Origin of the sequence: Chryseobacterium sp. SORGH_AS_0447 (assembly GCF_030818695.1) — a bacterium.
Classification (GTDB): domain Bacteria; phylum Bacteroidota; class Bacteroidia; order Flavobacteriales; family Weeksellaceae; genus Chryseobacterium.
Genome location: NZ_JAUTAR010000001.1, coordinates 1 through 23,670, shown reverse-complemented (window position 1 = coordinate 23,670; position 23,670 = coordinate 1). Strand labels below are relative to the sequence as shown.

Genomic DNA, 23,670 nt, shown 5'->3' with positions numbered 1-23,670 from the left:
TTTAGTTCTCTTAATTAAGGCATTTTAAATCCTCTTGTATAGATCTGTCCGTAAGCGTCTACAAACTTAACAGATACATTTCCTGAATATCGGTCAAGAATTTTCTCAACGTCTTTTTGCGAATTTACCGGCTTGCCGTTGATCTCAATAACAATGTAGTTATCTACGATCCCGATTTTGGCAATCTCGCTTCCTTCCGTTACGTTTTTAGCGACTACTCCGCTGTTCAATCCGTAATCGGTTTTGAATCTTTCACTTAATGGCTCAAACTCAGCACCGATCTTTTCAGTAACGCTCAGATCTGCTTTTGTTCTGGTAGACGTTCCGCCCTTCTGGTCTCTCAAAGTAACGGTGGTCGTATTCTCCTTGCCGTTTCTTGCATAGGTAACCTGTACCTTATCGCCCGGACGTTTGCTACCTACGGCAACCGAAAGATCTGCAAAATCGGTGATGGCAACATTATCGATCTTGGTAATAACATCTCCTTTTTTCAATCCTGCATCTTCAGCACCGCTGTTTTCTCCAAAGCCGGTTACCAGCACTCCTGATCCTGCCTTGATATTGGTTTTTTCCTGTTTGTTATAAGCTGCTACCAATTGATCATTAGAAAGGTCTAATGAGGTAACCCCTAAGAATCCTCGCTGTACAATTCCGAATTTCTTAATGTCCTCCACAATTTTTCTGGCGAGATTGGAAGGAACGGCAAATCCGTATCCCTGATAATATCCTGTAGTAGACTGGATCGCCGAGTTGATACCGATCAGGTCTCCATTTGTATTTACAAGGGCTCCTCCTGAGTTTCCTGGGTTAATAGCCGCATCGGTCTGGATAAAGCTTTCAATCGGATTGGCTGCTTTTCCCTGAGAGCTTAAAATCCCGATACCTCTTCCTTTAGCGGAAACGATCCCCGCCGTTACAGTAGAGTTTAGTCCAAGCGGGTTTCCTACCGCCAGTACCCATTGTCCTACTTCAATATTATCCGAATTAGCGAAATTTAAATAAGGCAATCCTTTTTCTTCAATTTTTAATAAGGAAATATCGGTATTCGGGTCTGTTCCTACTAAGGTTGCGATATACGATTTTTTATTGCTTAAAACCACTTCAAGCTTGTTGGCTCCTGCCACAACGTGGTTATTGGAAATAATATAGCCATCGGGGGAAATAATAACTCCTGATCCCATACCTGAAGGCATGTTGTCCGGGGCCTGCTGCTTCTGTCTCTGCTGGTTTCTTCCTCCAAAAGGATCACCGAAGAAAAAATCGAACATATCCTGTTCTGAAGCCCTGCTTGTGGATCTGGACTGGTAATTTTTAATGGTAACTACAGCCGGAACGGTTGTTTTAGCTGCTTTCACAAAGTCATCACCTACCGCCGAAGAGTTCATCCCGGCAAAAGATACGTTGGAAGCTTTTGTAAAATAGGATTGGTCTGTGCTGTTGGAGTCATGATTCAGGTATTGTAATCCTCCAACGGTAGTAGCTCCTGAAATAACACCTACTACAGCAAATGGCAATAGTTTTTTTAAAGTACTCTTCATTGTATATCTTTCTTTATTTGATTAATTATTTTATTCACTTTTTCGTTTTACTCTAAAACAAATTTAATGCTAAATACGTATGCAATTAATACCTAATGTTTCAATTTTAACTAAAATTTAACGGGAATAGGAATACTTTATGGATTAAGTCATAATTGTTAAAACCGGAATTAACGAATATTAAAAATTTATTAAAGACAAAATGTCATAGGTAAGATACAATTGTCATGCTAAAGGTTAAATTGAGACAGCAAATTGGGAATTAGGCCGAAAAGCTGTTTTATTTCATGATTTAATTAATTTTGAAAAATTCATTATCTTTGCCAAATTATTTTTCTCACTTAAAACGTTTATAGCATGCAACTGTACAACACCTTAAGCGCAGAAGAAAGAGCACGACTTATCGATGAGGCCGGACAAGAGCGCCTTACCCTTTCTTTCTATGCGTATGCCCATATTGAAGATCCCAAAAAATTCCGCGACGACTTATTTATAGCCTGGAATGCCCTCGATGCATTAGGCCGTATTTATGTAGCACATGAAGGAATCAATGCTCAGATGAGCGTTCCTGCAGAAAATTTCGAGGCTTTTCGGGATACGCTGGAAGCATATGATTTTATGAAAGGCATCCGCCTGAATGTAGCGGTAGAGCAGGACAACCATTCTTTTTTAAAGCTGACCATCAAAGTAAGGCATAAAATTGTTGCAGATGGCCTTAATGATGAAACTTTCGACGTAACCAATAAAGGGGTTCACCTGAGAGCAAAAGAATTCAATGAACTGCTGGAAGACCCGAATACCATCGTTGTGGATTTCAGAAACCATTACGAAAGCGAAGTCGGCCATTTTGAAGGGGCCATCACGCCTGATGTGGAAAACTTCAGGGAAAGCCTGCCGATCATCAACGATCAGCTGCAGGATCACAAAGAAGATAAAAACCTTCTGATGTACTGCACCGGCGGAATCCGTTGTGAAAAGGCAAGTGCTTATTTTAAGCATCAGGGTTTTAAAAACGTCTTTCAGCTGGAAGGCGGAATCATCGAATATACCCGACAGATCAAAGAAGAAGGAATTGAGAGTAAGTTTATCGGGAAAAACTTCGTGTTCGACCACCGTCTGGGAGAAAGAATTACGGATGACATCATCGCACAGTGCCACCAATGCGGGAAACCTTGCGATAACCATACGAACTGTGCCAATGATGCCTGCCATCTGTTGTTTATCCAGTGTGATGAATGTAAGGCGGCGATGGAAAACTGCTGTTCGACGGAATGCCTGGAAACCATTCATCTGCCGTGGGACGAGCAGTTGAAATTGAGAAAAGGCCTGCAGGTAGGCAATAAAGTTTTCAGAAAAGGAAAGTCGGAAGCTTTAAAATTCAAAAAATCAGGTGATCTGCCTAATAAGCCTTTGGCCAAAGCCGAAACAAAAGATATCCGTCAGAAAATTAAGGTCAAGAAAACTTTGATCGGAAAAGCGGAGCATTATTTTACAAAATCAAAAATTGCGCAGTTCCTTATTGAAAACAATGAATTGTCTGTAGGAAACAAAGTGTTGATTTCCGGGCCGACTACCGGTGAGCAGGAAATTACCATTACGGAAATTCATGCCAACGGAGGTCCTGTAGAGACGGCTGTACAGGGAGATCAGATTACTTTTGAGCTTCCGTTCAGGGTGCGTTTGTCTGATAAACTATATAAAATTTTATCTGCTGAAAACGCGTAAGGATGCTGAAAGCTGAACTCAGGAAAGAATATATGCAAAAAAGAAAAGCCTTGTCTGATGATGAGGCTTTCCTGTTATCGGAAAAGATTTTTGAGAATTTTATAGTTTATTTCAAACCGCTTCCGGGCCAGAAAGTTCATGTTTTCATCCCCATTCAGAAGTTCAAGGAAATCGATACGCAGCTTTTTATTAAATATTTTCTAAGCCGTAATATCCGTGTTTTTGTTCCCAAAGTAGTAAGCACGGAGCTTATATCGGTTGAAATTTCTGCTGATACAAAGTATGAAACGAACAACTGGGGAATTTCGGAGCCGGTTTCGAATGAAGACTCAGGAATTTCGGATTTCGATTTTGTGATTACACCGCTGTTGTACTGTGACGGGAAAGGAAACAGGGTAGGATACGGTAAAGGTTTTTATGACGGTTTCTTTGAAACTATTCCGGCTGAGACCAAAAAAATCGGAGTTAATTATTTTAACCCCGATGAAAATATCGATGACGTCTGGGAATATGATATTCCGCTCGACTACTTGGTTACTCCCGATGAAGTGCTGTCTTTCTCCGGTTCATCCGAATAGAACTTGACGAAGTAGAACTTAAATTCCTTGCTTTTCTGGTCTGGTTTTGAAACTAGGGTGTACTGAGCATTGCGCTCAAAATTTCCTATTTTCTTATTTTTTTCTCCTGTATATTCTACATTAAACTTTGCAAAATGCAGGGTGTCTTTTTCCTTTATCTTCTGGAATACATTGATGTTGCTTACTTTCACCTTTTTTACATTCAGGCTTTCCAACTCCTTGAAGAGATCTTTGAAAGTCGTGGAATCCGATTTCTGGAAATATTTTTCAATTTTGGAATAAATGGCCGTATCGATTTCAGTGTTTTTCTGTCCGGAAAGATACAGGGTAGAAAGATCCAGTACATCCTGCACTTTCTGCATTGTAATGGAATTGATTGCCTGGGCACTATCCATCTTTACAGTGATGTTGTTGGTATTTCTTAGCTTTTCCAGATCGCTTGGTCCTGCGTTATCCTCTTTTTTGATGCAGGAAATCATGATAATTCCGATAAGTATCGTAGAAAATAAAATATTACTTATTGTTTTCATTGGTTGAGATTTTAAACTTAATAGAGACGATCTTTCCTTTTTTATCTTTCTTCATTTCAATTACATTGAGGTTTTTAAGAGAAGTAGTCGGTGTTGTCATCAGCGTGATATAATCTTCCTTATCCAGCGTTTCAAGCCCATAAATATCACTGTCATAAACTTGAGTGATGACGGCGTTATCACTGATGCGGCCTTCCAGCTGCTTTCTTTTCTGCCGGATAAGTTTCAGCTGTTCTTCAGGATTCCCTCCTTTGATATCTTTTGTGGAGAAATAATAAAGCGCCATTTTGTAATCGTCCGGCTTCAGTTCTATGATTTCTTCTTCAGGGGCATTTTCAAGGTTTCTGCTTACTTCAAGATATTCGTAGAAAGGAGAGCTGATCTGCATCTTAAGAATCTTATCCTTAGTGGCATACCGGAAACATTCGCCGGGTTTTATCCTATATAAGATAGGAGATTCGTTCTCTTTAATAACTTTAATTTCGATCTCACGCTGAATGCTCATATTTCTGTCGGCATCGGTGAAGCAGTATTGGTACGTTTTCTGGAAAATAACATCTTTGAAACCAAGAAGTCCTGTTATTATAATAAGAACAGCAGTTACAAGCACCCAGGCATTTCTTCGAAAGAAATTTTTCTTTTGTTTTTCAATTGAATCAGATGATGCCTGAGTAATCGCTGGTTTTGTTTCAACTGGCTGGTTTTCAGTAGTTGATTTTTGTAAATCACTAATTTCAGGAATGCTTATTTCCTTTTTTATAGGGGGAATTTCATCTTTTGGAAGTTCCAGCGATGCAGAAACTGTTTTTTCAAGTTCTTTAAGATCATCATCATTAAAATCTTCATTTTCCTGCAAGAGTTCGCCTGCAAAAAGATGCTGTTTCTTAAACTCGTACCATGAATCATACCCTGCATACATACTCAGTAAGTTGAGCATATCGATTCTCGGTAATTTAGTAACCGGAGAATTTTTAAAATAGGTATAAAAAGACTTTTCGCTGATGTTGCCTTTTGCCTTTTTTCTGAGATCTTCCTGAAAATATATGATATCGATGCCCTTCCATTTCGAAATATCGTCATAGGAAGGAGAGTGTTCTTTCAAATATTGAGCCTGTACATCCTTTTTCAGCTGCTCAAAATGTAATAAATCTAAATCCGTCAATGTATTTTGAAGTGATTAAATTATTGATTATCAGTTATGTTTAATTGTAAAACGATTTTACAAAGGTATTACAATTATTTTTCATAAACAAATTTTCTATCTGCTATACCTTTGTCTTGTTCAAATAACAGAACAGAGAAAAGATTTTATAAAACAATATTAACAAAATTAAATTTAATTTATTATGAAAAAGTCATTATTCGTAGCTGCTATCGCTGCAATCTCTCTAGTAGCTTGTAAAAAAGGTGAAACTACTTCTACAGAAGCTGCTAAAGATTCAGTAGCTGCTACTACAGATTCAACTGCTGCTGCTATCGATTCTACAGCTAACGCTGCTACAGATTCTATCAAAGCTACTGCTGAAGTTGCTAAAGATTCAGTTAAAGCTGAAGGTAAAGTAGCTAAAGAAGAAATCAAAGCTGAAGAGAAAAAAGAAGAAGCTAAGAAATAATTTCTAGCTCTGCTAAAATAAAAGAACCGTTCACTATGTGAGCGGTTTTTTTATGCGTTTATTTTTTTTAGTAATAAAGTATTTAACTTTTTTTCTGCTTCAATGTTTCATAGCAGGTTATGGCCACCGCATTGCTCAGATTAAGGGAATCAATACTTCCTGCCATCGGAATCAGGGTATTCTTTCCTTTGCCGATCCAAAAATCGCTGAGCCCGGAATGTTCCGTACCGAACAGGACTGCGGATCTCTGCTTGAAATCACGGATGTAAAGGTCTTCTGCTGTTTCATCCATGATCGTTGTATAGATGTTGAAATTATTCTGCTGAAGAAATTCAAGGGTTTCCGGGTTCTCCGCCTGGAAAACGTCCATCCCGAAAAGGCAGCCCACGCTTGATCTGATAACATTGGGGTTATAAAAATCTGTTTTACCGTCTGCAACGATCAAGGCATCAATACCAAAAGCTTCGCAGCTTCTTAAGATCGCCCCTAGATTTCCCGGCTTTTCTACGCCTTCTACAATAATGACGGTAGAATCCTTTTTAGGCTTAAAGGAGGATAGATCCGATTCCTTTGTTTTATAGATACCGATAATTCCTTCCGAGGTTCCGCGGTAAGCGATTTTTTCATATACTTTCTCACTTACCAAATGCGTTTTTCCCTGAGGAAGTTCTTGCTGAAAAATGGTTTCACAGATAAAAAATTCCAAAGGCTGGAACCCGTATTTTTGTGCACGCGCATTTTCCTGCTGCCCTTCCACGACAAAAACATCCGATTTTTTACGGAATCGGTTGTCGGTAAGAAGTTTGGTAACGTGTTTTACTTTTTCGTTCTGAAAGCTTTCTATGATCATCCTGCAAAATTAATCAAAATTACAGGTAAATAAAAAACCTCAGTGCTGATCTGAGGTTCTATATTTAATCTTCCGAGGTTTCAAGAGTAATCTGTGAATTTTCTACAAGGCTTGGCGGAAGGTCTTTTTTGTTTTTAATTCCAAGAGATTTCAGCTTCTGGGTCTGGATAACGAGATTGTCGTTTCCGGTAGAAAGCTGCTTGTAAGCATCGTTGTAAACGTTTTTTGCCTGGTCCAGGTTTTTTCCCACCTTTTCAAGATTTTCCACAAAGCCTACAAATTTATCGTACAGCTTAGCTCCTCTTTCAGCAATTTCCATAGAATTCCGGTTCTGGTATTCCCTTTTCCAAAGATCGGCGATCAATTTTAGAGAGGTAATTAAATTACTCGGATTTAATAATAAGATTCTTCTTTCATAGGCAAAATTCCAGAGATTCTGGTCTGCCTGCATCGCAGCAATATAAGCCGGCTCACTTGGAATAAACATCATCACGAAATCCAGCGATTTTCCATAATCGTCATAAGCTTTCTGGCTGAGTTGTGTAATGTGGTTTTTGATGGAAGACAAATGCTGGTTAAGCCGCATCAGGTAGATATCCTGATCTGTTTCATCGACAAGATCGGTAAAGGCGGTAAGTGAAACTTTGGAATCGATGATCACATTTCTTTCATCCGGATATTTTACGACGGCATCCGGACGCATTTTTTTACCCGAGAATTCGGAAAAGAGCGCTTTGTTGTCTTCATCCCGGAGCTCATGTTCCAGAAAATATTCTCTTCCTTTTACCAGTCCGGATTTTTCCAAAATGCTTTCCAGAATCATTTCTCCCCAGTTCCCTTGCGTTTTGCTTTCGCCTTTCAGGGCTCGGGTAAGCTTTTTGGCATCTTCGGAGATCTGTTGGTTGAGCTCGGCCAGTTCCTTTACTTTCTCGGCAAGGGAAAAACGTTCTTTGTTTTCCTTTTCGTAGGCTTCATTTACCCGGTTTTTCAGATCGGTGATTTTTTCCTGGAAAGGTTCGAGGATGGTTTTTAAATTGTTCTGATTGAGCGTGGTAAATTTCTCTGTCTTTTCTTCCAGGATTTTGTTGGCCAGGTTTTCAAACTGGATTTTGGAATCCTCCTGAATCTTGGCAATTTCCTCTTTTTGGGTCTGCAAAGATTTCTGCAGGCTTTCGTTGATTGCCGAGAGTTCGGAATTTTTAGCAAAAAGCGATTGCTTTTCAGTCAGAAGGGTTTCGATCTGGAAATTCTGTTTTGCCGTAAATTCTTTCTGTTCCAAAAACTGCTTTTGCAGGGAAGCGTGTTCCGCCGAAATTCTTGCAAATTCATTTTTCAGATCGTTGAATATATCGGTTTGTTGAATAGTGACCTCTTTTTCCCTCTCCATATGCCGGGTCAGTTCCTGAATTTTAAGGCCGGCATTTTCAAGGTCAGAATTATTTTTAATATATAAATTATTGAGTTCGTCGTATGAATTTCTTGAAATGGTTGATGATTTCAGGGCGAAATATACAATCACTGCTCCAATAATTCCTCCGGCAATACATCCGATGATTAAATACGTTATCTCCATCTATCAAAATTACAAAAAGGAAAGTTTATTTTTTTGACGGGAACCCGTAATTTTATGTAAAACGTGAAATTTGTGGTCATTCTGTTTGCTTTCATTAATATGCAAAATTCTAGAAACGTATTTGGAAAATCAATTTGTTTTGCGTTATTTCATATATTCAAATTGTAAAATAAGATCGTATGAAATTTTTAAGCCTGGCTGTCATTCTTTTTTCAGCCGTCGTATCTGGACAGGACTTCGCCAATTATGCAAAATATGAAAAGCAGAACCAGGAAATTTTAGCCGGAAAAATAGCGCCTAACTCCATTTTTATGGGAGATTCAATTACGGAAGGCTGGGTTTCCAAAGATCCTTCTTTCTTCAAGAAAAACAATTTTGTCGGGAGAGGAATCAGCGGACAGGTTACTTCCCAGATGCTTTTGAGATTCCGGGAAGATGTCATCAACCTGAAGCCGAAACGGGTAATTATTTTGGGAGGAACCAATGATATTGCGGAAAATCAGGGTCCGATCTCTTTAGACAAAGTTTTCGGAAATATTGTTTCGATGGTGGAACTGGCCAAAGCCAATAATATCAAAGTGGTGCTATGCTCGGTTCTCCCGGCTTATGATTTCGGCTGGAGAAAAGATATGCATCCCGCAGATAAGGTAATTGCCCTTAATAAAATGATTTCAGATTATGCAAAAAAACATAATATCCCTTATGTTGATTACCATTCCCAAATGAAAGATTCACGCAACGGGCTGGATAAGATCTATACTGAAGATGAAATTCACCCTACCGCAAAGGGCTATGAAAAAATGGAAGGAATTCTCATGAAAAAATTAAGCAAGCTTTAAATTAAAGTATTTTACCATTACCCATTTTTCGGTGAAGCCAGAATTTCGATGTTTTTCCGGACGTCGCTGCTTTCGCATTTCTTTAATTGTTTTACTAAAGCCGGTGTCAGGATACGGGGACTGATAATCTGTGAGGCAACTTTTGCGGCGGCATAATCCACAATTCCGATTACGGATTCTTTCATAAAATTGGGCGCGTTGGAGGTCATAACTGCGGTTGCCCATGAGGTTTCCCGTGCCTTGGAAATGGCAAAATCGAGCACGGCGTTGTCTTTTCCGTTGGAGATTTTATCAATCAGCTCTACCGGGTAGCAGATCCGGTTCAGGGAATCCTGTACTTTCTGGTTGATGGAGGCAATAACATTGTTGATGTTTTCAAAATCTTTTTTCAGGGGAGCGATCTTCCGGTTAGGCATGATGGAGGCTGCGGAAATTCCCAGATCGAGATTGATGTGGGCATTCATTCCCAAAAAGATGTGCTGCAGGATCAGCAGGTCTTTATTTTTTGCGGCTTCAAAAGCGATATACCAGGAATTGCTGCATCTTTTCCCTGCCGAATAGGATTCCCAAGCCTCAAGATAACGGCTTGCAAAAGCAACATCCAGCACCGTCATCCTTGGATTGTCTTCAAATTTTTTCTGCTGAATTCCCTTTAAAACCTGGGCGGTCATAATTCTGTAGGTGCATGCAAAATAGCCTACCGGGCTTTGGTTTTCTTTAGCCCAGCTAATAATTTCGTCTAATTTTTTAAGGACTTCTTCGATGGTTTTCATGGTGGTTTTTGTTTTAATATTAAGAAGTAATTGTTATTGCTTAATTAATAAGTTTTTACGGAAATCGTTTACAAAAATTATTAAAAAGATAATTGAAAAAATTATATAAAATATCAACAGTAAGCTCTTTTTCTCAATATGTAAAGTAGTAATGGATGAAATAAATAAAATTATATTAAAGCCATTAATTTTTGCATTATGTAATTTATCTATATATCCAAATTTTTTGTGGTATACATGAATAACTAAAAAGTCATCCACAATAATTGGAGATACCAAAAAAATAATTGAACTATAAAAATCGATAGAATTATTTGATATTAAAAACTGAGATATAAATATACTTAAGATATAAAATCCTAGTTGTAAAAAATAAATTTTATCATAATAATCACTATCAAGTCCGTATAAAGACGCTATATTTCTTGTATCATAAAGTTTGTTTTCCAAAGGTAGTAGACCCAGTATCAGAGCATAAATAATATTTCCATGAAAAATTGTTTTATAAATAAAAGTTAACAAACTAAACAATAATATAATTGACGTTATTCTTATTGAGTAGTAGCCAACCAATTTGTCCTGATTAATCCATTCTCCGTCGTATCCCAAATAATATATATTTATAACGAAATTTAATAATGAATAAAATCCTGAAAAGGTTCCAATTGCAACTATAACACATATCAAAAAGAAATTAACCAGCTCAAAAGGGGTATATCTACTATTAAGATGCTTTATAATTGAGTTAAAAAAGATAAATGTCGTTAGAAATGACAAAATAGTAGAAAGGTAAACACCACTTTGATAATAGTTTGAGCTATTGTAATTTATTTTTAACGGATAAAACCCAGATTTTATAAATAGTATATCAGTAGTTTCTAAAATCCAATTTGATAATGCCAGACTTAGTGCAAAAAGTACAAAAGAAATTGCATAAAGTATGTAATATTTAATAAAGAAAGTAAATTTCCTTCCATATGAATTTTCAAAGTCTTTACATAGATTGTCAGATATTCGCTCTTTAAAAATTAAATAAATTAATAATATTAGAATACTTGAAAAAATATAAATATCTAAAATATTTTCTATCAGATAGATGTATAGTGTTTTTGAATATTTATATTCATTAAAAGTTTTAATAAATAATAAATGGTTAAAAATATGATATCCGAGAAATATTAAAAAAGTGTATTTAAATATCCTGAACGAGTTGTCGAAAGAAACTCTTTTTTTAAGTCTTTTTATAAAATAGGAGTAATTATCTTTTTTATAATCAAAAAAATAATAAAATATAACTATAATAAGGCTAATTGAAAAATTTGTAACAATAGTTGGAATCATTAATAAAGTCTGTTTAATTAGTTTGTATGGTTTTAGTTTTTAATAAAGATAACAAAACCTCACAAATATTTGTGAGGTTTATTTGTTTTTAATTCGAGATTTTTATTTTACGATTGCATCCGGATTTTTCAATATACAAAGGCAAGTTATCAAATCATATTAATACACATTTACCTATTTTAATTTTTTATTCTCAAAAACTCTTTCGCCAGTTCAATCATCTTCGGATCGCCGGTGTATTTCCCGTGCTCATCGGAAAGCTTTACGGTAGGGATGAGTTCTTTGTTCGGAGCCTGTACACCGATTAGTTTCATTACAATATTCATTGGTTTTAAGCCAACGTCATTGGTAAGGTTGGTTCCGATACCGAAAGAAATCCCGATTTTTCCGTTGCAGTAATTGGTGATTTCCTCTACCTTTTCAAGATTCAGTCCATCGGAAAAAATGATGTATTTAAATAGAGGATTGATACCATGCTTCTGGTAGTGAGCAATTGTCTTATCTGCAAATTCCAGTGGATCGCCGCTGTCGTGACGAACGCCGTCGAAAAGTTTCGCAAACTTTTTATCGAACTGCTGGAAAAAAACATCGGTGGTGTAGGTATCGGAAAGGGCAACTCCCAGATCTCCGCGGTAAACGTCTACCCAATGCTCCAGCGCCAGTTCGTTCGCCATTTTGAAACCGTATTCTGCAGCATGAAACATAAACCATTCATGAGCGTGGGTACCAATTGGTTTTACGCCATATTTCATTGCAAAATGCACATTTGATGTTCCGATGAAAGTGGAATCTTTTTTCTGCGTGAGTGCTTCCATCACCAGATTCTGAACTTTGTGGGAGTGTCTTCTTCTGGTTCCGAACTCTGCAAAATTTACCCCCAGCTTTGCCAGAGCATCCGCTTTTTCAAGGGTTTTGCTCATTACCACTTCATTGGAATCCCTTTCCATATGATTCATCTCGTAATGCAGCTCGCTGATGAGTGCCAGCAAAGGAACTTCCCAAAGAATGGTCCTGTACCAAAGCCCTTCTACCGTAACGGAAAGTTCGCTCCCCTCCTGATGGATTTTTACTTCCGACGGATCATAATGGTAGCCTTCCAGGAAATCAAGGTAGGGCAGATCTATGTACGGACAGGTATTGGCCATAAATTTCTTTTCTTCTTTCGTCAGTTTGAGCTCAGCCATTTTATTGACGGCTTCGCGTAAAGCAGCATCAAAACCTTCGGGAAACTGATGTTTGCCACGGTTGATAAATTCATATTTTACAACAGAGCCAGGAAATAATTTTACCACGGCGTTCTGCATGGTTATTTTATAGAAATCGTTATCCAGAATGGAGTTCAAACGTACGTTATGCATAATTGTGTAATTTATACGCAAATATAATAATTAAAAATAAAATCACCTAAATGTAAGGTGATTTTTTTGATTTTTCCGGGAAAAAATTTAGGTTTATTTTCCAAGGTATGAATTGTACATCCAAACTTCTTTTTCCTGTTCGGTGATGTAATCGCTCATTTGAGAGTTGGTTCCTTCATCTCCGGCTTCATCCGTAATATCGAGCAATTCTCGCTGAAGATCAATGACTACCCTAAAAGAGTTCAGTATGTTTTCTACACTTTTATTTGCATCGCTTACTTCCTGACTCTCCTTAATAGTAGCTACCTTCAGGTAATCTGAATAATTATGTGCAGGAGTAGCACCCAGGGTAAGAATTCTTTCTGCAATCTCGTCAATCTTAAGAACAAGGCTATTGTATAATTCCTCAAACTTCGGGTGAAGCGTGAAGAACTGATCTCCCTTAATATTCCAGTGGGAACCTCTTGTATTCTGATAAAATACGGAATAATTGGCCAGAAGGATATTTAATTTTTCTGCAATTTTTGTACAATCTTCTTCCTGAAGACCGATAATGTTGGCATTTTTCATATAAGTAAGCAGTTTATTATTTCTAAAAACAAAATTAAGGAAATATTGTGCCGAAAACATGGTTGAGTGATTGATGATACTTATCTTTGAGATTTTTAGAATTAATTTATCTATGAAATCTCTTCCCGGTACAGGTTCGAAAAGCTTTCTGATTTCGGTTGTCGTATTTTCTGCGGTTTGCATGATCTATTATATGCTGTCGATTCCGAAGACTGACGGGCATTACATATATCCAATTGATGATGCTTACATCCATCTGGCGATGGCAAAGAATTTTGCGCTGTATAAGGTTTGGGGCGTTACCCGATACGAATTTTCCTCTACTTCTTCCTCTCCGTTATTCACCTATCTTTTAAGTATTTTAATTAAAATTTTTGGAAACAATGACCAGATTCCATTGTATGTAAATATTGTTTTCGGGTTGGGAACCGTTTATATCCTGAACCGATACTTCAGCGGTATTTTTGAAAAGATTAAAAGTATTGTTCTGTCGGTGCTCTTTACTTTATTTATTTCGGTACTGCATCTGCAGGTATTATCCGGGATGGAGCATGTATTCCATGTTTTCTTATTGGTTTTAAATATCTTCTATCTTACGCGTCTGCCATATAAACCGGCGGTTGCCGGGTTTTATATTTCTCTACTGCTGATGGGACTGGTCCGTTTTGAAAGTATGTTTTACTTTGTAGCACTGGCTTTTGTTTTTATGGTGCTCAGGAAATGGAGGAGGGCAATTTTTGTTTTATTGGCTGGTTTTGTGCCTATCGCTTTGTTCTGTCTTATTAATTACCAGCAGGACGGCTATCTTTTTCCGAATTCGGTGGTGGTAAAAGGGACGAAGCTTGCATTTGACAGTCATTTCTCCTATCAGCTGAAGGAGATTTTTCTGGATAATTTTTTACTGAATGTAAGTTTTTATAAAATCGGCTTTTTTCCGATCCTGATCTGTCTGATCCTCATGTACTGGGATTTTAAGAATAAGAAATTGTATGAAGCTGTTGAGAATAATTTTCTTCTGATTGTTATTACTCTTACCATGATCTGTCATTCCATGTTTGCGGATCTGAAAGGGCTGTTCCGGTATGAAGCTTATTTGCTGGCTGGTTTTTCTATGGCCATCATTCCAAGAGTTCGGGGTTTTATCGAAGATTTCAAAGGGTATTTTAACAAAGAAAAAGTCCTGTCCGTTTTTATTACAATGAATATCTTCCTGCTGTTCTATAAATGTTTCAGCGCACATACGATGTTGTCTGAAGGCGGAAAGAATATTTACGAGCAGCAGATCCAGTCGGCAAAATTTCTCCATGCCTACTATAACGAATCAAAAGTAGTTGCAAATGATATCGGAGCCATTACTTACTTTACGGATATTCGTCTCCTCGATATTGCCGGCCTGGGATCTAAAGAAACCATTCCTTTCAACGAAAACAAAAAACATCCGGATCATAACTTCGAATATTTTCTCACGCAATATACCGCTGACCGGAAATATGATATAGCTATACTATATGATGCATGGCTGCATCCGTACATACCGAAAAGCTGGAAGAAAGTAGCGGTACTGAAAATAACCCATCCGATCACAGTTGCAAGGGACGAGGTGTCTGTTTATTCAATTGACTGTGGCAACGAAGCCCAGTTAAGAAGAAATATCAGAAATTTTAAGTGGAACCGTAATGTTCAGGTTACGATTACAGATTAAACCGTAAGTGGCTGTTAATTAATTTTTAAATAAAAATATTATTTCTACTTAACTGCTTGTTAATTAAAAAAATATTATTATTTTTGCACCCTAAAATAAAAAGCAATTAAATGCCTACTATTCAACAATTAGTAAGAAAAGGAAGAGCCACGCTTGCCAAGAAGAGCAAATCGGCTGCCCTTGATTCTTGTCCACAAAGACGTGGTGTATGTACGAGAGTATATACTACTACACCGAAGAAACCTAACTCTGCACTAAGAAAAGTTGCAAGGGTAAGACTTTCTAACGGTAAAGAAGTTAACGCCTACATCCCGGGCGAAGGACATAATCTTCAAGAGCACTCGATAGTATTGGTAAGAGGCGGAAGGGTGAAAGACCTACCGGGAGTACGTTACCACATCGTAAGAGGTGCATTAGACACTGCAGGTGTAAATGGAAGAACACAGAGAAGATCTAAGTATGGAGCGAAGAGACCTAAACCAGGTCAGGCACCAGCTGCACCAGCAAAAGGAAAGAAAAAATAATCATTAAATAAGGTACAGAAACAATGAGAAAGACAAAAGCGAAAAAAAGACCGTTGTTACCAGATCCGAAATTTAATGATCAATTGGTAACAAGATTCGTAAACAACCTAATGCTTGACGGTAAAAAGTCAATCGCATTCAAAATTTTCTATGATGCATTGGACATCGTAGAAACTAAAAAAGGAGATAACGAGAAAACAGCCCTTGAAATCTGGAAAGATGCACTTACTAATGTAATGCCTCACGTAGAAGTACGTTCCAGAAGAGTAGGTGGAGCTAACTTCCAGATCCCAATGCCAATCAGAGCAGATAGAAAAATTTCTATGGCAATGAAATGGTTAATCAAATATTCTAAAGCTAGAAATGATAAGTCTATGGCTTTGAAATTGGCTAATGAAGTTGTAGCTGCTTCAAGAGAAGAAGGAGCTGCTTTCAAAAAGAAATCTGATACTCACAAAATGGCGGAAGCGAACAAAGCTTTCTCACACTTCAAATTCTAATCTGAAATGGGAAGAGATCTTAAATTTACAAGAAATATTGGTATTGCTGCTCACATCGATGCAGGTAAAACTACCACTACAGAAAGGATTTTATTCTATACAGGTGTAAACCACAAAATTGGAGAGGTTCACGACGGTGCTTCTACAATGGACTGGATGGAGCAGGAAGCAGAAAGAGGGATTACCATTACTTCTGCGGCCACTACTTGTTCTTGGAACTTTCCAACAGATCAAGGTAAGAAATTACCTGAAACAATGCCTTACCACTTCAACATTATCGATACACCGGGACACGTTGACTTCACTGTAGAAGTAAACAGATCTTTGAGAGTATTGGACGGATTGGTATTCCTTTTCTCTGCCGTAGACGGTGTAGAGCCTCAGTCTGAAACAAACTGGAGACTTGCAGACAACTACAAAGTGGCAAGAATGGGATTCGTAAACAAAATGGACAGACAGGGTGCTGACTTCTTGAACGTTGTAAAACAAGTAAAAGAAATGTTAGGTTCCAACGCTGTTCCAATTGTTTTACCAATCGGTGCTGAAGAGGATTTCAAAGGAGTTGTAGACTTAATTAAAAACAGAGCGATCATCTGGGATGAAGCTGGACAAGGTGCTACTTATGAAGTAGTTCCGATTCCTGAAGACATGAAAGATGAGGTTCTAGAATATAGAGAGAAATTGGTAGAAGCAGTAGCTGACTACGATGAAACTTTAATGGAGAAATTCTTCGAAGATCCGGATTCAATTTCTGAAGAGGAAATCAACGAAGCGCTTAGAAAAGCGACTATCGATCTTTCTATTATTCCTATGACTTGTGGATCTTCTTTCAAAAACAAAGGAGTACAGTTCATGCTTGATGCTGTTTGTAAATATCTTCCTTCTCCATTGGATAAGGACAATATCAAAGGAACAGACCCAAGAACTGACGCTGATATCGAAAGAAAACCATCTGTTCAAGATCCTTTCGCTGCATTGGCTTTCAAAATTGCTACTGACCCATTCGTAGGTAGATTGGCATTCTTCAGAGCTTATTCAGGAAGATTGGATGCTGGTTCTTATGTATTGAACACAAGATCCGGTAACAAAGAAAGAATCTCAAGAATCTATCAGATGCACGCGAACAAGCAAAACCCGGTTGAGTATATCGAAGCTGGAGATATTGGTGCTGCTGTAGGATTTAAAGATATTAAAACAGGAGATACCTTATCTGATGAAAAGAACCCAATCGTTCTTGAATCAATGATCTTCCCGGATCCGGTAATCGGTATCGCTGTTGAACCTAAAACGAAAGCTGACCAGGATAAAATGGGTAATGCTTTGGCTAAATTAGCTGAAGAGGATCCTACTTTCCAGGTTAAGACTGACGAGGCTTCAGGACAAACAATTATCTCCGGTATGGGTGAGCTTCACTTGGATATCATCGTAGACCGTATGAGAAGAGAGTTTAAAGTAGAAGTTAACCAAGGGCAGCCGCAGGTAGAGTACAAAGAAGCTCTTACACAGAAAGCTAACCACAGAGAGGTTTACAAAAAGCAGTCCGGAGGTAGAGGTAAGTTCGCAGATATCGTATTCGAAATCGGTCCTGCAGACGAAGGTAAGACAGGTCTTGAATTCATCAACGAAATTAAAGGGGGTAACATTCCAAGAGAATTTATTCCTGCAGTTGAAAAAGGATTTAAAGAATCAATGAAGAACGGTCCATTGGCAGGTTTCGAAGTTGAGGCAATGAAAATTGTTCTTAAAGACGGATCTTTCCACGCGGTTGACTCCGATCAGCTATCTTTCGAATTAGCTGCTAAGATGGGATTCAAAGATGCGGGTAGAGCTGCGAAAGCGGTTATCATGGAACCAATCATGAAGCTTGAAGTAGTAACTCCGGAAGAATACATGGGGGACATCGTAGGTGACCTTAACAGAAGAAGAGGTACGGTAAACGGTATGGATGATAGAAACAACGCTAAAGTAATCAAAGCTTTCGTTCCACTATCTGAAATGTTCGGTTATGTAACTTCTCTTAGAACGTTATCTTCAGGTAGAGCAACATCTTCTATGGAATTCGAAAAATATGAAGCTGCTCCTAGTAACGTTGCTGAAGAAGTAATCGCTAAGGCTAAAGGTTAATATTAAATTAGATTAAAATGTCACAAAGAATCAGAATAAAACTTAAATCTTACGATTACAACTTGGTAGATAAATCTGCAGAGAAAATCGTAAAAACGGTAAAGGCTACCGGTGCTGTGGTAAACGGACCGATCCCATTGCCTACCAATAAGAGAATCTTCACTGTGTTGAGATCTCCGCACGTAAACAAGAAAGCAAGAGAGCAGTTCCAGTTATCAGCTCACAAGAGACTGATGGATATCTACTCTTCTTCTTCTAAAACTGTAGATGCCCTAATGAAATTAGAGCTTCCTTCAGGAGTAGACGTTGAAATCAAAGTGTGATAATTCACATACTTTGTATGATTATAAAAAAATCCGTTCCTGTAAAGGAGCGGATTTTTGTTTTTATTCATCACCATAATTTTGCGACGAGGGCTCATTTTTATATGTATATTCGTAAAAATTATTACGATGAAAACTTTACTGTTCGGTATTCTCCTATTTGGTATTTCATTAAACGCACAAACCCACCGTTTTATTTATGACCTGGTCTACCGGCCGGATTCCACTTCGGCAGAAGTGCGCAAAACAAATTATTACCTGGACATCAATCCGGAAGAAGCCTTTTATTATGAGCGGTCTTATTTCGTAAGTGATTCTATTGAACACGCTTCGGGAATGAGGACTTTTATCGGAAAGCCCAGTGATTTTTTAAGCAAAAACCGTAAAAGCAAACAGTACGTTTTGTACAGCTTTCAGAATTTTGATATTTATAAGCTCAAAGATGCTCCTTTAATGTCATGGAATATTGAAAAAGAGACCAAAATGTCTTCATCATTAAAACTTCAGAAGGCGACTGCCAGATTCGGAGGCAGAAACTGGACAGCCTGGTTTTCCAGAGATTTTCCTTTTCAGGAAGGACCGTACAAATTCCATGGGCTGCCCGGGATGATTGTGGAAATTTATGATGATAAGGAGAACTATCATTTTACGCTTAATAAATCACAGAATTTTCCCGATACCCAATTTATTGAGATGTATAAAAATGCGAAAAATCGCGGTGTAGAAATCCCATATTCAAAGTATCAATCTATGCTTTTAAGCTATTATCAGGATCCTCTTAAATTCATAAATAGCGGGCAGACCGAGATCAATGAAAATAATAAATTAGCATTGGATAATGGCAAGGTGATCTACAAGCCCGAAGAACTCCGCCAGTACGGCATTGCAGAGCGGCAGAGGATCAAAAAGTATAACAATCCCATCGAGCTTGATAAAGCAGTACGATATCCTGAAATAAAAAAGTAATTACTTTCATTATAATAATCTACTCCATAAAAGAGAATTACAAAAGCAACACAAATATGGATACACCCTGTATGACGATGGAAAAGACCGGAACAATTAAAGAACTGTCGGATATGATACAGAAAAACATTAAAGAAAAATAATAATTCTATAGAGCTGGACAAAGCCATTAAATACTGATTATAAGTCCAATTAATTTAAACCTGCAAACTCCGCTGTTTCGGCGGAGTTTTTGATGTCCATAACCTGATTAAAACTAAAGAAATGGCTAAGGCAGACAAAAGTATCTTTGAAAGATTTTCAGATTGGGCATCAAAATTTACCGGAAGCTCTTATGCATTTATAGGGGCCACCTTAATTGTAATTTTATGGGCTGCGTCAGGGCCTGTTTTCAAATACTCGGAAGACTGGCAGCTAGTAATCAACACTGGTACAACAATCATTACTTTCCTAATGGTTTTCTTAATTCAAAAGGCTCAGAATAAAGACTCCAAAGCCATCCAGATCAAACTGAATGAGCTCATTGCCGCCAACGAAAAAGCGAGTAACCGGATTGTAGATATCGAAGACCTGACAGAAAAGGAACTTGATCAGCTTCACTTGTATTACGAAAAGCTGGCAGATTTCGCCGAAGAGGATGAGGATATTCATGCTTCCCATTCCATCGACGCAGCTCAACGTAACCAAGATTATAAAGATGAATTGTTCCGAAAGAGACATGAAAAATGGCTTCAGGAACAGCAACAAAAAAAGGAATCGAAATGATTCCTTTTTAATTTAAAACTATCTCACAAAATACCCAAAATAAGAACAGCTTCCCGTCAGTTCCCGTGCAGTTCCCGTATTCGCATATTGCGTTTTCAGCATCGCAAAATACGTTCTGTATTTTTGATTTTTAATCTGATCCAGCTGCTTTTGGTAAGCATCGCTTTTCTCACTGTATTTCGGATCGGAATAATCAATCGTGGAGGGATGTTTTGCTTCGTATTGGTAATATTTGCCTTGTTCCGCACTGGCCATCTGAAAAAGTATCCTTGCTTTCTGTTCCCGGTCTGCGGATAAGTCAAAGGCTTTTTTATAATAGCTGATGGCAAGATCAAAATTATCAGGTTCGATATAGCTTCGGTCTAAAAAGTTTTTGTAATAATACTGATACGGATTTTTCCGGTCTGTACTCCAGAAGTCGTATTTTCCGCCATTCGTATTGTCGATATCCATTACAAAAAGCTGACGGTAATATCCTAAGATTGATGTATTGTACAACAGGTTTCCGATCAGCTGGTTGGCCGTAGCAGCCTTTACATCTTTTCCTGAACCTATTCTTTTAAGCTGAAGCAAAGCATCCGCAAGTTCCAGTTTATTCATGGAGGGTTTAATAAACGGAAACTGGGAATAATCCTCTTTTTTCATGCTTTCTTCCGGGGTGCTCTGGAAACTTTCCCAGACGTTGTGCCCGAAGACCAGATCGGAGATATTATTGAATCCGTTATAAGCCGTGGCCGGATATTGAAGCGGCATTACTTTTTTCGAGTCATAATTCCATTCTGTTCTCGGAATTCCTTTGAATCCCTGAGCTTTTGCATAATAAGCTTTTGCCTTTTCAAAATCTGCCTGCCGCATCGCACGGTCTCCGTAAATAATAGCGAAAAAGGCATCAATATTCCCGACATCATCAATATTTTTAGCAATAATCTGTTCTTCAAACCGCGTCTTATCGGGCTTTTTATAGAAATCCTCCACACTTTTTACTAAGCTGGAGTTCGGGTTGTACTGAAGGTCCGAAAGTTTATTGTTCATGAGGAAAGATTTCCCGTCTTCTCCCTGCAGAAAGTAGCGGTTGGCCAGCACGTCTTTCAGGAAATCCTTAGTGGAGGGTACTTCACCGTAATAATAATCCGCAGTATCTGTGCTGTCTTTTTTAACTTCATGCTGATCGACAAAGTATTCCGCATAGTCGTTCATTAAATGATCTTCATAAGCGGCATCGATCTTAGGCTGGGAAACAATGTCGTTCAGGATTTTCATTCTTTTGATCTGTTCCAGGTATTCCGGATTCGTTGTCGTAATATCATTTAAAATCTCTGTACTGGCTTTATAGTCTTTCCTTAAAAATTTAAGGTAAGCATCAGCAATCTGCCAGTATTCATCTTTAGACTTTTCTTTGGCTTTGTCGGTAAATTTCTCAAGATCATCAAGGAAGTCTTTTCTTTTGTCATCGTACCAATAATTATTTTTGCTGAAGACTGGAATGCGGTTAGGATTATCCAGCAATTCGTCGTCACTTTGCTCTGCTTTGCTTTCCGGAGTATCCTTGTCTTTTTTACTGCTGAAAAGATTTTTGAAAAACCGTACAATTTTCTGCCAGAAGGAAAGCTCTTCTTTTTTTGGCTCTACGGCTGTGGTTTTTCCCTGATCTGTGGTTTTATCCGCTGTCGTGGTTTGAACAGAAGTATTTCCGTCGTCATTATTGTAATAGTAAATGGGAAGGTAGCTTCGCTCCAGCTCGTTGATGCTTCTCACGGCCATTACTTTCAGGATTTCCGAATCGGGATCAATGTCAAACATCTTTTCCATGGTCGGGATCGGGTTGTTGAAATCTTCATAGCCTAATAGGAAATAGGCCATATTTTTCTCCTGACTGGTTCCTGCTCTTTTCATGATGTTATTAAAGGAAGCCGAATCTGAAAGCTTCATGGATACAAAAGCGGATTCTTTGCGGCTTTTGCTGTTTATGAAAACCTGGAAAAAGTTCCAGTTGGCATCACTTTTCAGATCTAATCCCCGCTGTGCACCCGCCAGTTGATCCAATGCCATAAAATAAGCAGTCCCTCTTAACCGGATCGGCTCAACATACTTTTTGAATGCCTGAACCGCAGCGTCGTAATTTCTTGTATAATGGTTGAACCGCACCAGCTGATAGCCGTACCGCTGTTTGATTTCAGGATTCTTTGCTGCATTGTAAAGTGATGTCAGCGCTGCAATGGTTTTGTCGTAATCAAGATTAGTCGCATTTTTACTGCTTTCATTCTCCCTGTAGTAAAATGAGTCTGCTGTTTCAACATAGTTGATTTTCATGTACGGCTCGAGGTATTTGGCTTCGATCAGGTAATCCACCGCTTCACGGTACTTCGGATAAAACCCGGCCCCCAGCTTTAGCAGCAGCTGATTTGTAGGTGCTCCTTTTTTAAGAGCATTCAGATCACTGATGTTCATTTTATTCACCAGATAATCGGTTTCCGCATAATTCAACTGGTTGTTGAAAAACTTCTTCCAGGTATAAATGTTGTCGTCAGGAATCTGGGAAGGTTTAAAATCCGAATAGAACCTTGTGGAATAGCTGTGAAGAAAAGGCAGGTAAGATTTGTCCCGGATAATACTCTGGGTAAAGAGATTGAAATACTCATAATCCGGATCCGACCAGGCACAGGCTTGGGATTCGGTATAAAAAAGCGAAAAAACCGCAAGTGAAAGAATGTACTTTTTCATTTATGATGGTGTTTTTAGTGTAATAGTTTATTTGAAGTTTCAGCTGATGAATATATATTAAAATATACTATAAATCAAACGGATGTCCTGTAACAAATTTACGGTCTAATTGATAATAAATAATATCGAAAGGTTTTATTTTTTTCTCCAGGAAACTTATAACTTCTCGAAGCTGTTCATCTGAAATCTCTTCTACTTTGATTTTAAATCCCTTGTTCAGATAGTGTCCAAAGTAAAACCCGTCCTTCAGGATTTCGGCTTCTGTATCGGAAATCCTTTTAAAGTCCGGGCTTTGCAAATCTTTTCTGGACAAAGCGTTGATCAGCCGGTGTTTTCCTAAGTGATTGGTGACGATCCCCCACGAATAAATCGGCAGGGCTACTTCAATATTTTTAATGGGATAGTCTTCAATTTTCGACAGATAACTTCTCAGCGTGTTGACATCAAGGATCGAATTTCTGTCTGAATTCTCCAACGGCGACGAAGTAGAGTAGCACATCAGGTAAACTTTATCAACAGGCGGCACTCCCGTGAGGTTTTTATCTTTTACCTGATGCAGCCGAAGCGTACAGGTTACGGACTTGCCTGAAATCTTTTTTAATCGATTTAAAAATTTAAAATAATCATCGCGGGTGCCGGCTGTCCAGTCACAGTCGATCTGAATTTCATTGTATGTTTTAAATTGAAAATCGGAAACTTTTTTCTGAATTAATCCGTTTATACTTTCGGCCAGAAATGCAATTTCCTGATCAGTAAT

22 protein-coding genes are annotated in these 23,670 nt (G+C 38.1%); 11 read left to right on the top strand and 11 right to left on the bottom strand.

Translation table 11 applies throughout. The features are described from left to right. Window positions 1–14: 14 nt before the first annotated feature. A complete protein-coding gene (locus QE422_RS00110; RefSeq protein ID WP_307454209.1) occupies window positions 15–1,538 on the bottom strand; it encodes a trypsin-like peptidase domain-containing protein in 1,524 nt (507 codons plus the stop codon). Window positions 1,539–1,895: 357 nt separating this feature from the next. Between QE422_RS00110 and QE422_RS00105 the strand changes: the two genes are divergently transcribed. Together QE422_RS00105 and QE422_RS00100 are read left to right on the top strand one after the other, a co-directional pair. Beyond that, on the top strand, window positions 1,896–3,263 hold the full coding sequence (locus QE422_RS00105) for a rhodanese-related sulfurtransferase (RefSeq protein ID WP_307454208.1): 1,368 nt from the start codon (window positions 1,896–1,898) through the stop codon (window positions 3,261–3,263). Window positions 3,264–3,265: 2 nt separating this feature from the next. After that, window positions 3,266–3,841, top strand: a complete 576-nt coding sequence (locus QE422_RS00100) for a 5-formyltetrahydrofolate cyclo-ligase (RefSeq protein ID WP_307454207.1) — start codon at window positions 3,266–3,268, stop codon at window positions 3,839–3,841. On the opposite strand, the gene QE422_RS00095 is transcribed toward QE422_RS00100, so the two are convergent. Beyond that, complete coding sequence (locus QE422_RS00095) at window positions 3,790–4,371, bottom strand: hypothetical protein (RefSeq protein ID WP_307454206.1); 582 nt, start codon at window positions 4,369–4,371, stop codon at window positions 3,790–3,792. The genes QE422_RS00100 and QE422_RS00095 overlap by 52 nt on opposite strands. Next, on the bottom strand, window positions 4,355–5,533 hold the full coding sequence (locus tag QE422_RS00090; protein ID WP_307454205.1) for a hypothetical protein: 1,179 nt from the start codon (window positions 5,531–5,533) through the stop codon (window positions 4,355–4,357). The genes QE422_RS00095 and QE422_RS00090 overlap by 17 nt, the downstream gene beginning before the upstream one ends. 184 nt (window positions 5,534–5,717) lie before the next feature. Here QE422_RS00090 and QE422_RS00085 point away from each other — a divergent pair, with 184 nt between their 5' ends. Beyond that, window positions 5,718–5,984, top strand: coding sequence for a hypothetical protein (locus QE422_RS00085; RefSeq protein WP_307454204.1), 267 nt, complete (start codon window positions 5,718–5,720; stop codon window positions 5,982–5,984). Between the two features lie 82 nt (window positions 5,985–6,066). On the opposite strand, the gene QE422_RS00080 is transcribed toward QE422_RS00085, so the two are convergent. Together QE422_RS00080 and QE422_RS00075 are read right to left on the bottom strand one after the other, a co-directional pair. Then, complete coding sequence (locus QE422_RS00080; RefSeq protein WP_307454203.1) at window positions 6,067–6,834, bottom strand: RNA methyltransferase; 768 nt, start codon at window positions 6,832–6,834, stop codon at window positions 6,067–6,069. Between the two features lie 64 nt (window positions 6,835–6,898). Further along, window positions 6,899–8,407: a DNA recombination protein RmuC gene (locus QE422_RS00075; protein WP_307454201.1), complete on the bottom strand. Its 1,509-nt coding sequence runs from the start codon at window positions 8,405–8,407 to the stop codon at window positions 6,899–6,901. Between the two features lie 179 nt (window positions 8,408–8,586). Here QE422_RS00075 and QE422_RS00070 point away from each other — a divergent pair, with 179 nt between their 5' ends. Then, window positions 8,587–9,246, top strand: coding sequence for an SGNH/GDSL hydrolase family protein (locus QE422_RS00070; RefSeq protein ID WP_307454200.1), 660 nt, complete (start codon window positions 8,587–8,589; stop codon window positions 9,244–9,246). A 17-nt stretch (window positions 9,247–9,263) separates the two neighbouring features. Here the strand turns inward: QE422_RS00070 and QE422_RS00065 are convergent, their stop codons facing one another. The 4 genes from QE422_RS00065 to QE422_RS00050 all read right to left on the bottom strand — a co-directional run bounded on the left by QE422_RS00065 (window position 9,264) and on the right by QE422_RS00050 (window position 13,288). Beyond that, window positions 9,264–10,019, bottom strand: a complete 756-nt coding sequence (locus QE422_RS00065) for a DUF5995 family protein (RefSeq protein WP_307454199.1) — start codon at window positions 10,017–10,019, stop codon at window positions 9,264–9,266. 33 nt (window positions 10,020–10,052) lie between these two features. Then, window positions 10,053–11,360, bottom strand: a complete 1,308-nt coding sequence (locus QE422_RS00060) for a hypothetical protein (RefSeq protein WP_307454198.1) — start codon at window positions 11,358–11,360, stop codon at window positions 10,053–10,055. A gap of 179 nt (window positions 11,361–11,539) precedes the next feature. After that, on the bottom strand, window positions 11,540–12,718 hold the full coding sequence (gene pncB / locus QE422_RS00055) for a nicotinate phosphoribosyltransferase (protein ID WP_307454197.1): 1,179 nt from the start codon (window positions 12,716–12,718) through the stop codon (window positions 11,540–11,542). Window positions 12,719–12,811: 93 nt separating this feature from the next. After that, window positions 12,812–13,288, bottom strand: coding sequence for a Dps family protein (locus QE422_RS00050; RefSeq protein WP_307454196.1), 477 nt, complete (start codon window positions 13,286–13,288; stop codon window positions 12,812–12,814). Between the two features lie 112 nt (window positions 13,289–13,400). Between QE422_RS00050 and QE422_RS00045 the strand changes: the two genes are divergently transcribed. From QE422_RS00045 to QE422_RS00015, 7 genes are all read left to right on the top strand, one after another. After that, window positions 13,401–14,990: a glycosyltransferase family 39 protein gene (locus tag QE422_RS00045; RefSeq protein ID WP_307454195.1), complete on the top strand. Its 1,590-nt coding sequence runs from the start codon at window positions 13,401–13,403 to the stop codon at window positions 14,988–14,990. Between the two features lie 110 nt (window positions 14,991–15,100). Further along, window positions 15,101–15,514, top strand: a complete 414-nt coding sequence (gene rpsL / locus QE422_RS00040; protein WP_027381287.1) for a 30S ribosomal protein S12 — start codon at window positions 15,101–15,103, stop codon at window positions 15,512–15,514. A 23-nt stretch (window positions 15,515–15,537) separates the two neighbouring features. Next, on the top strand, window positions 15,538–16,014 hold the full coding sequence (gene rpsG / locus QE422_RS00035) for a 30S ribosomal protein S7 (RefSeq protein ID WP_062673583.1): 477 nt from the start codon (window positions 15,538–15,540) through the stop codon (window positions 16,012–16,014). Window positions 16,015–16,020: 6 nt separating this feature from the next. Beyond that, the gene (gene fusA, locus QE422_RS00030; RefSeq protein WP_294303633.1) at window positions 16,021–18,138 is read left to right on the top strand and encodes an elongation factor G; all 2,118 of its coding nucleotides are present in this window, start codon (window positions 16,021–16,023) and stop codon (window positions 18,136–18,138) included. Window positions 18,139–18,155: 17 nt separating this feature from the next. Further along, window positions 18,156–18,461 carry a 30S ribosomal protein S10 gene (gene rpsJ, locus QE422_RS00025; RefSeq protein ID WP_002661363.1) on the top strand — a complete coding sequence of 102 codons (306 nt, stop codon included), beginning with the start codon at window positions 18,156–18,158 and terminating at the stop codon, window positions 18,459–18,461. Window positions 18,462–18,590: 129 nt separating this feature from the next. Then, window positions 18,591–19,427 carry a GLPGLI family protein gene (locus QE422_RS00020; RefSeq protein ID WP_307454194.1) on the top strand — a complete coding sequence of 279 codons (837 nt, stop codon included), beginning with the start codon at window positions 18,591–18,593 and terminating at the stop codon, window positions 19,425–19,427. Between the two features lie 264 nt (window positions 19,428–19,691). Beyond that, window positions 19,692–20,192 (top strand): low affinity iron permease family protein, encoded by a 501-nt coding sequence (locus QE422_RS00015; RefSeq protein ID WP_307454193.1) that lies wholly within the window; start codon window positions 19,692–19,694, stop codon window positions 20,190–20,192. Window positions 20,193–20,210: 18 nt separating this feature from the next. On the opposite strand, the gene QE422_RS00010 is transcribed toward QE422_RS00015, so the two are convergent. Then, window positions 20,211–22,913: a hypothetical protein gene (locus QE422_RS00010; RefSeq protein WP_307454192.1), complete on the bottom strand. Its 2,703-nt coding sequence runs from the start codon at window positions 22,911–22,913 to the stop codon at window positions 20,211–20,213. A 67-nt stretch (window positions 22,914–22,980) separates the two neighbouring features. Beyond that, on the bottom strand, window positions 22,981–23,670 hold a 690-nt coding region (locus tag QE422_RS00005), incomplete at its 5' end, for a hypothetical protein (RefSeq protein WP_307454191.1).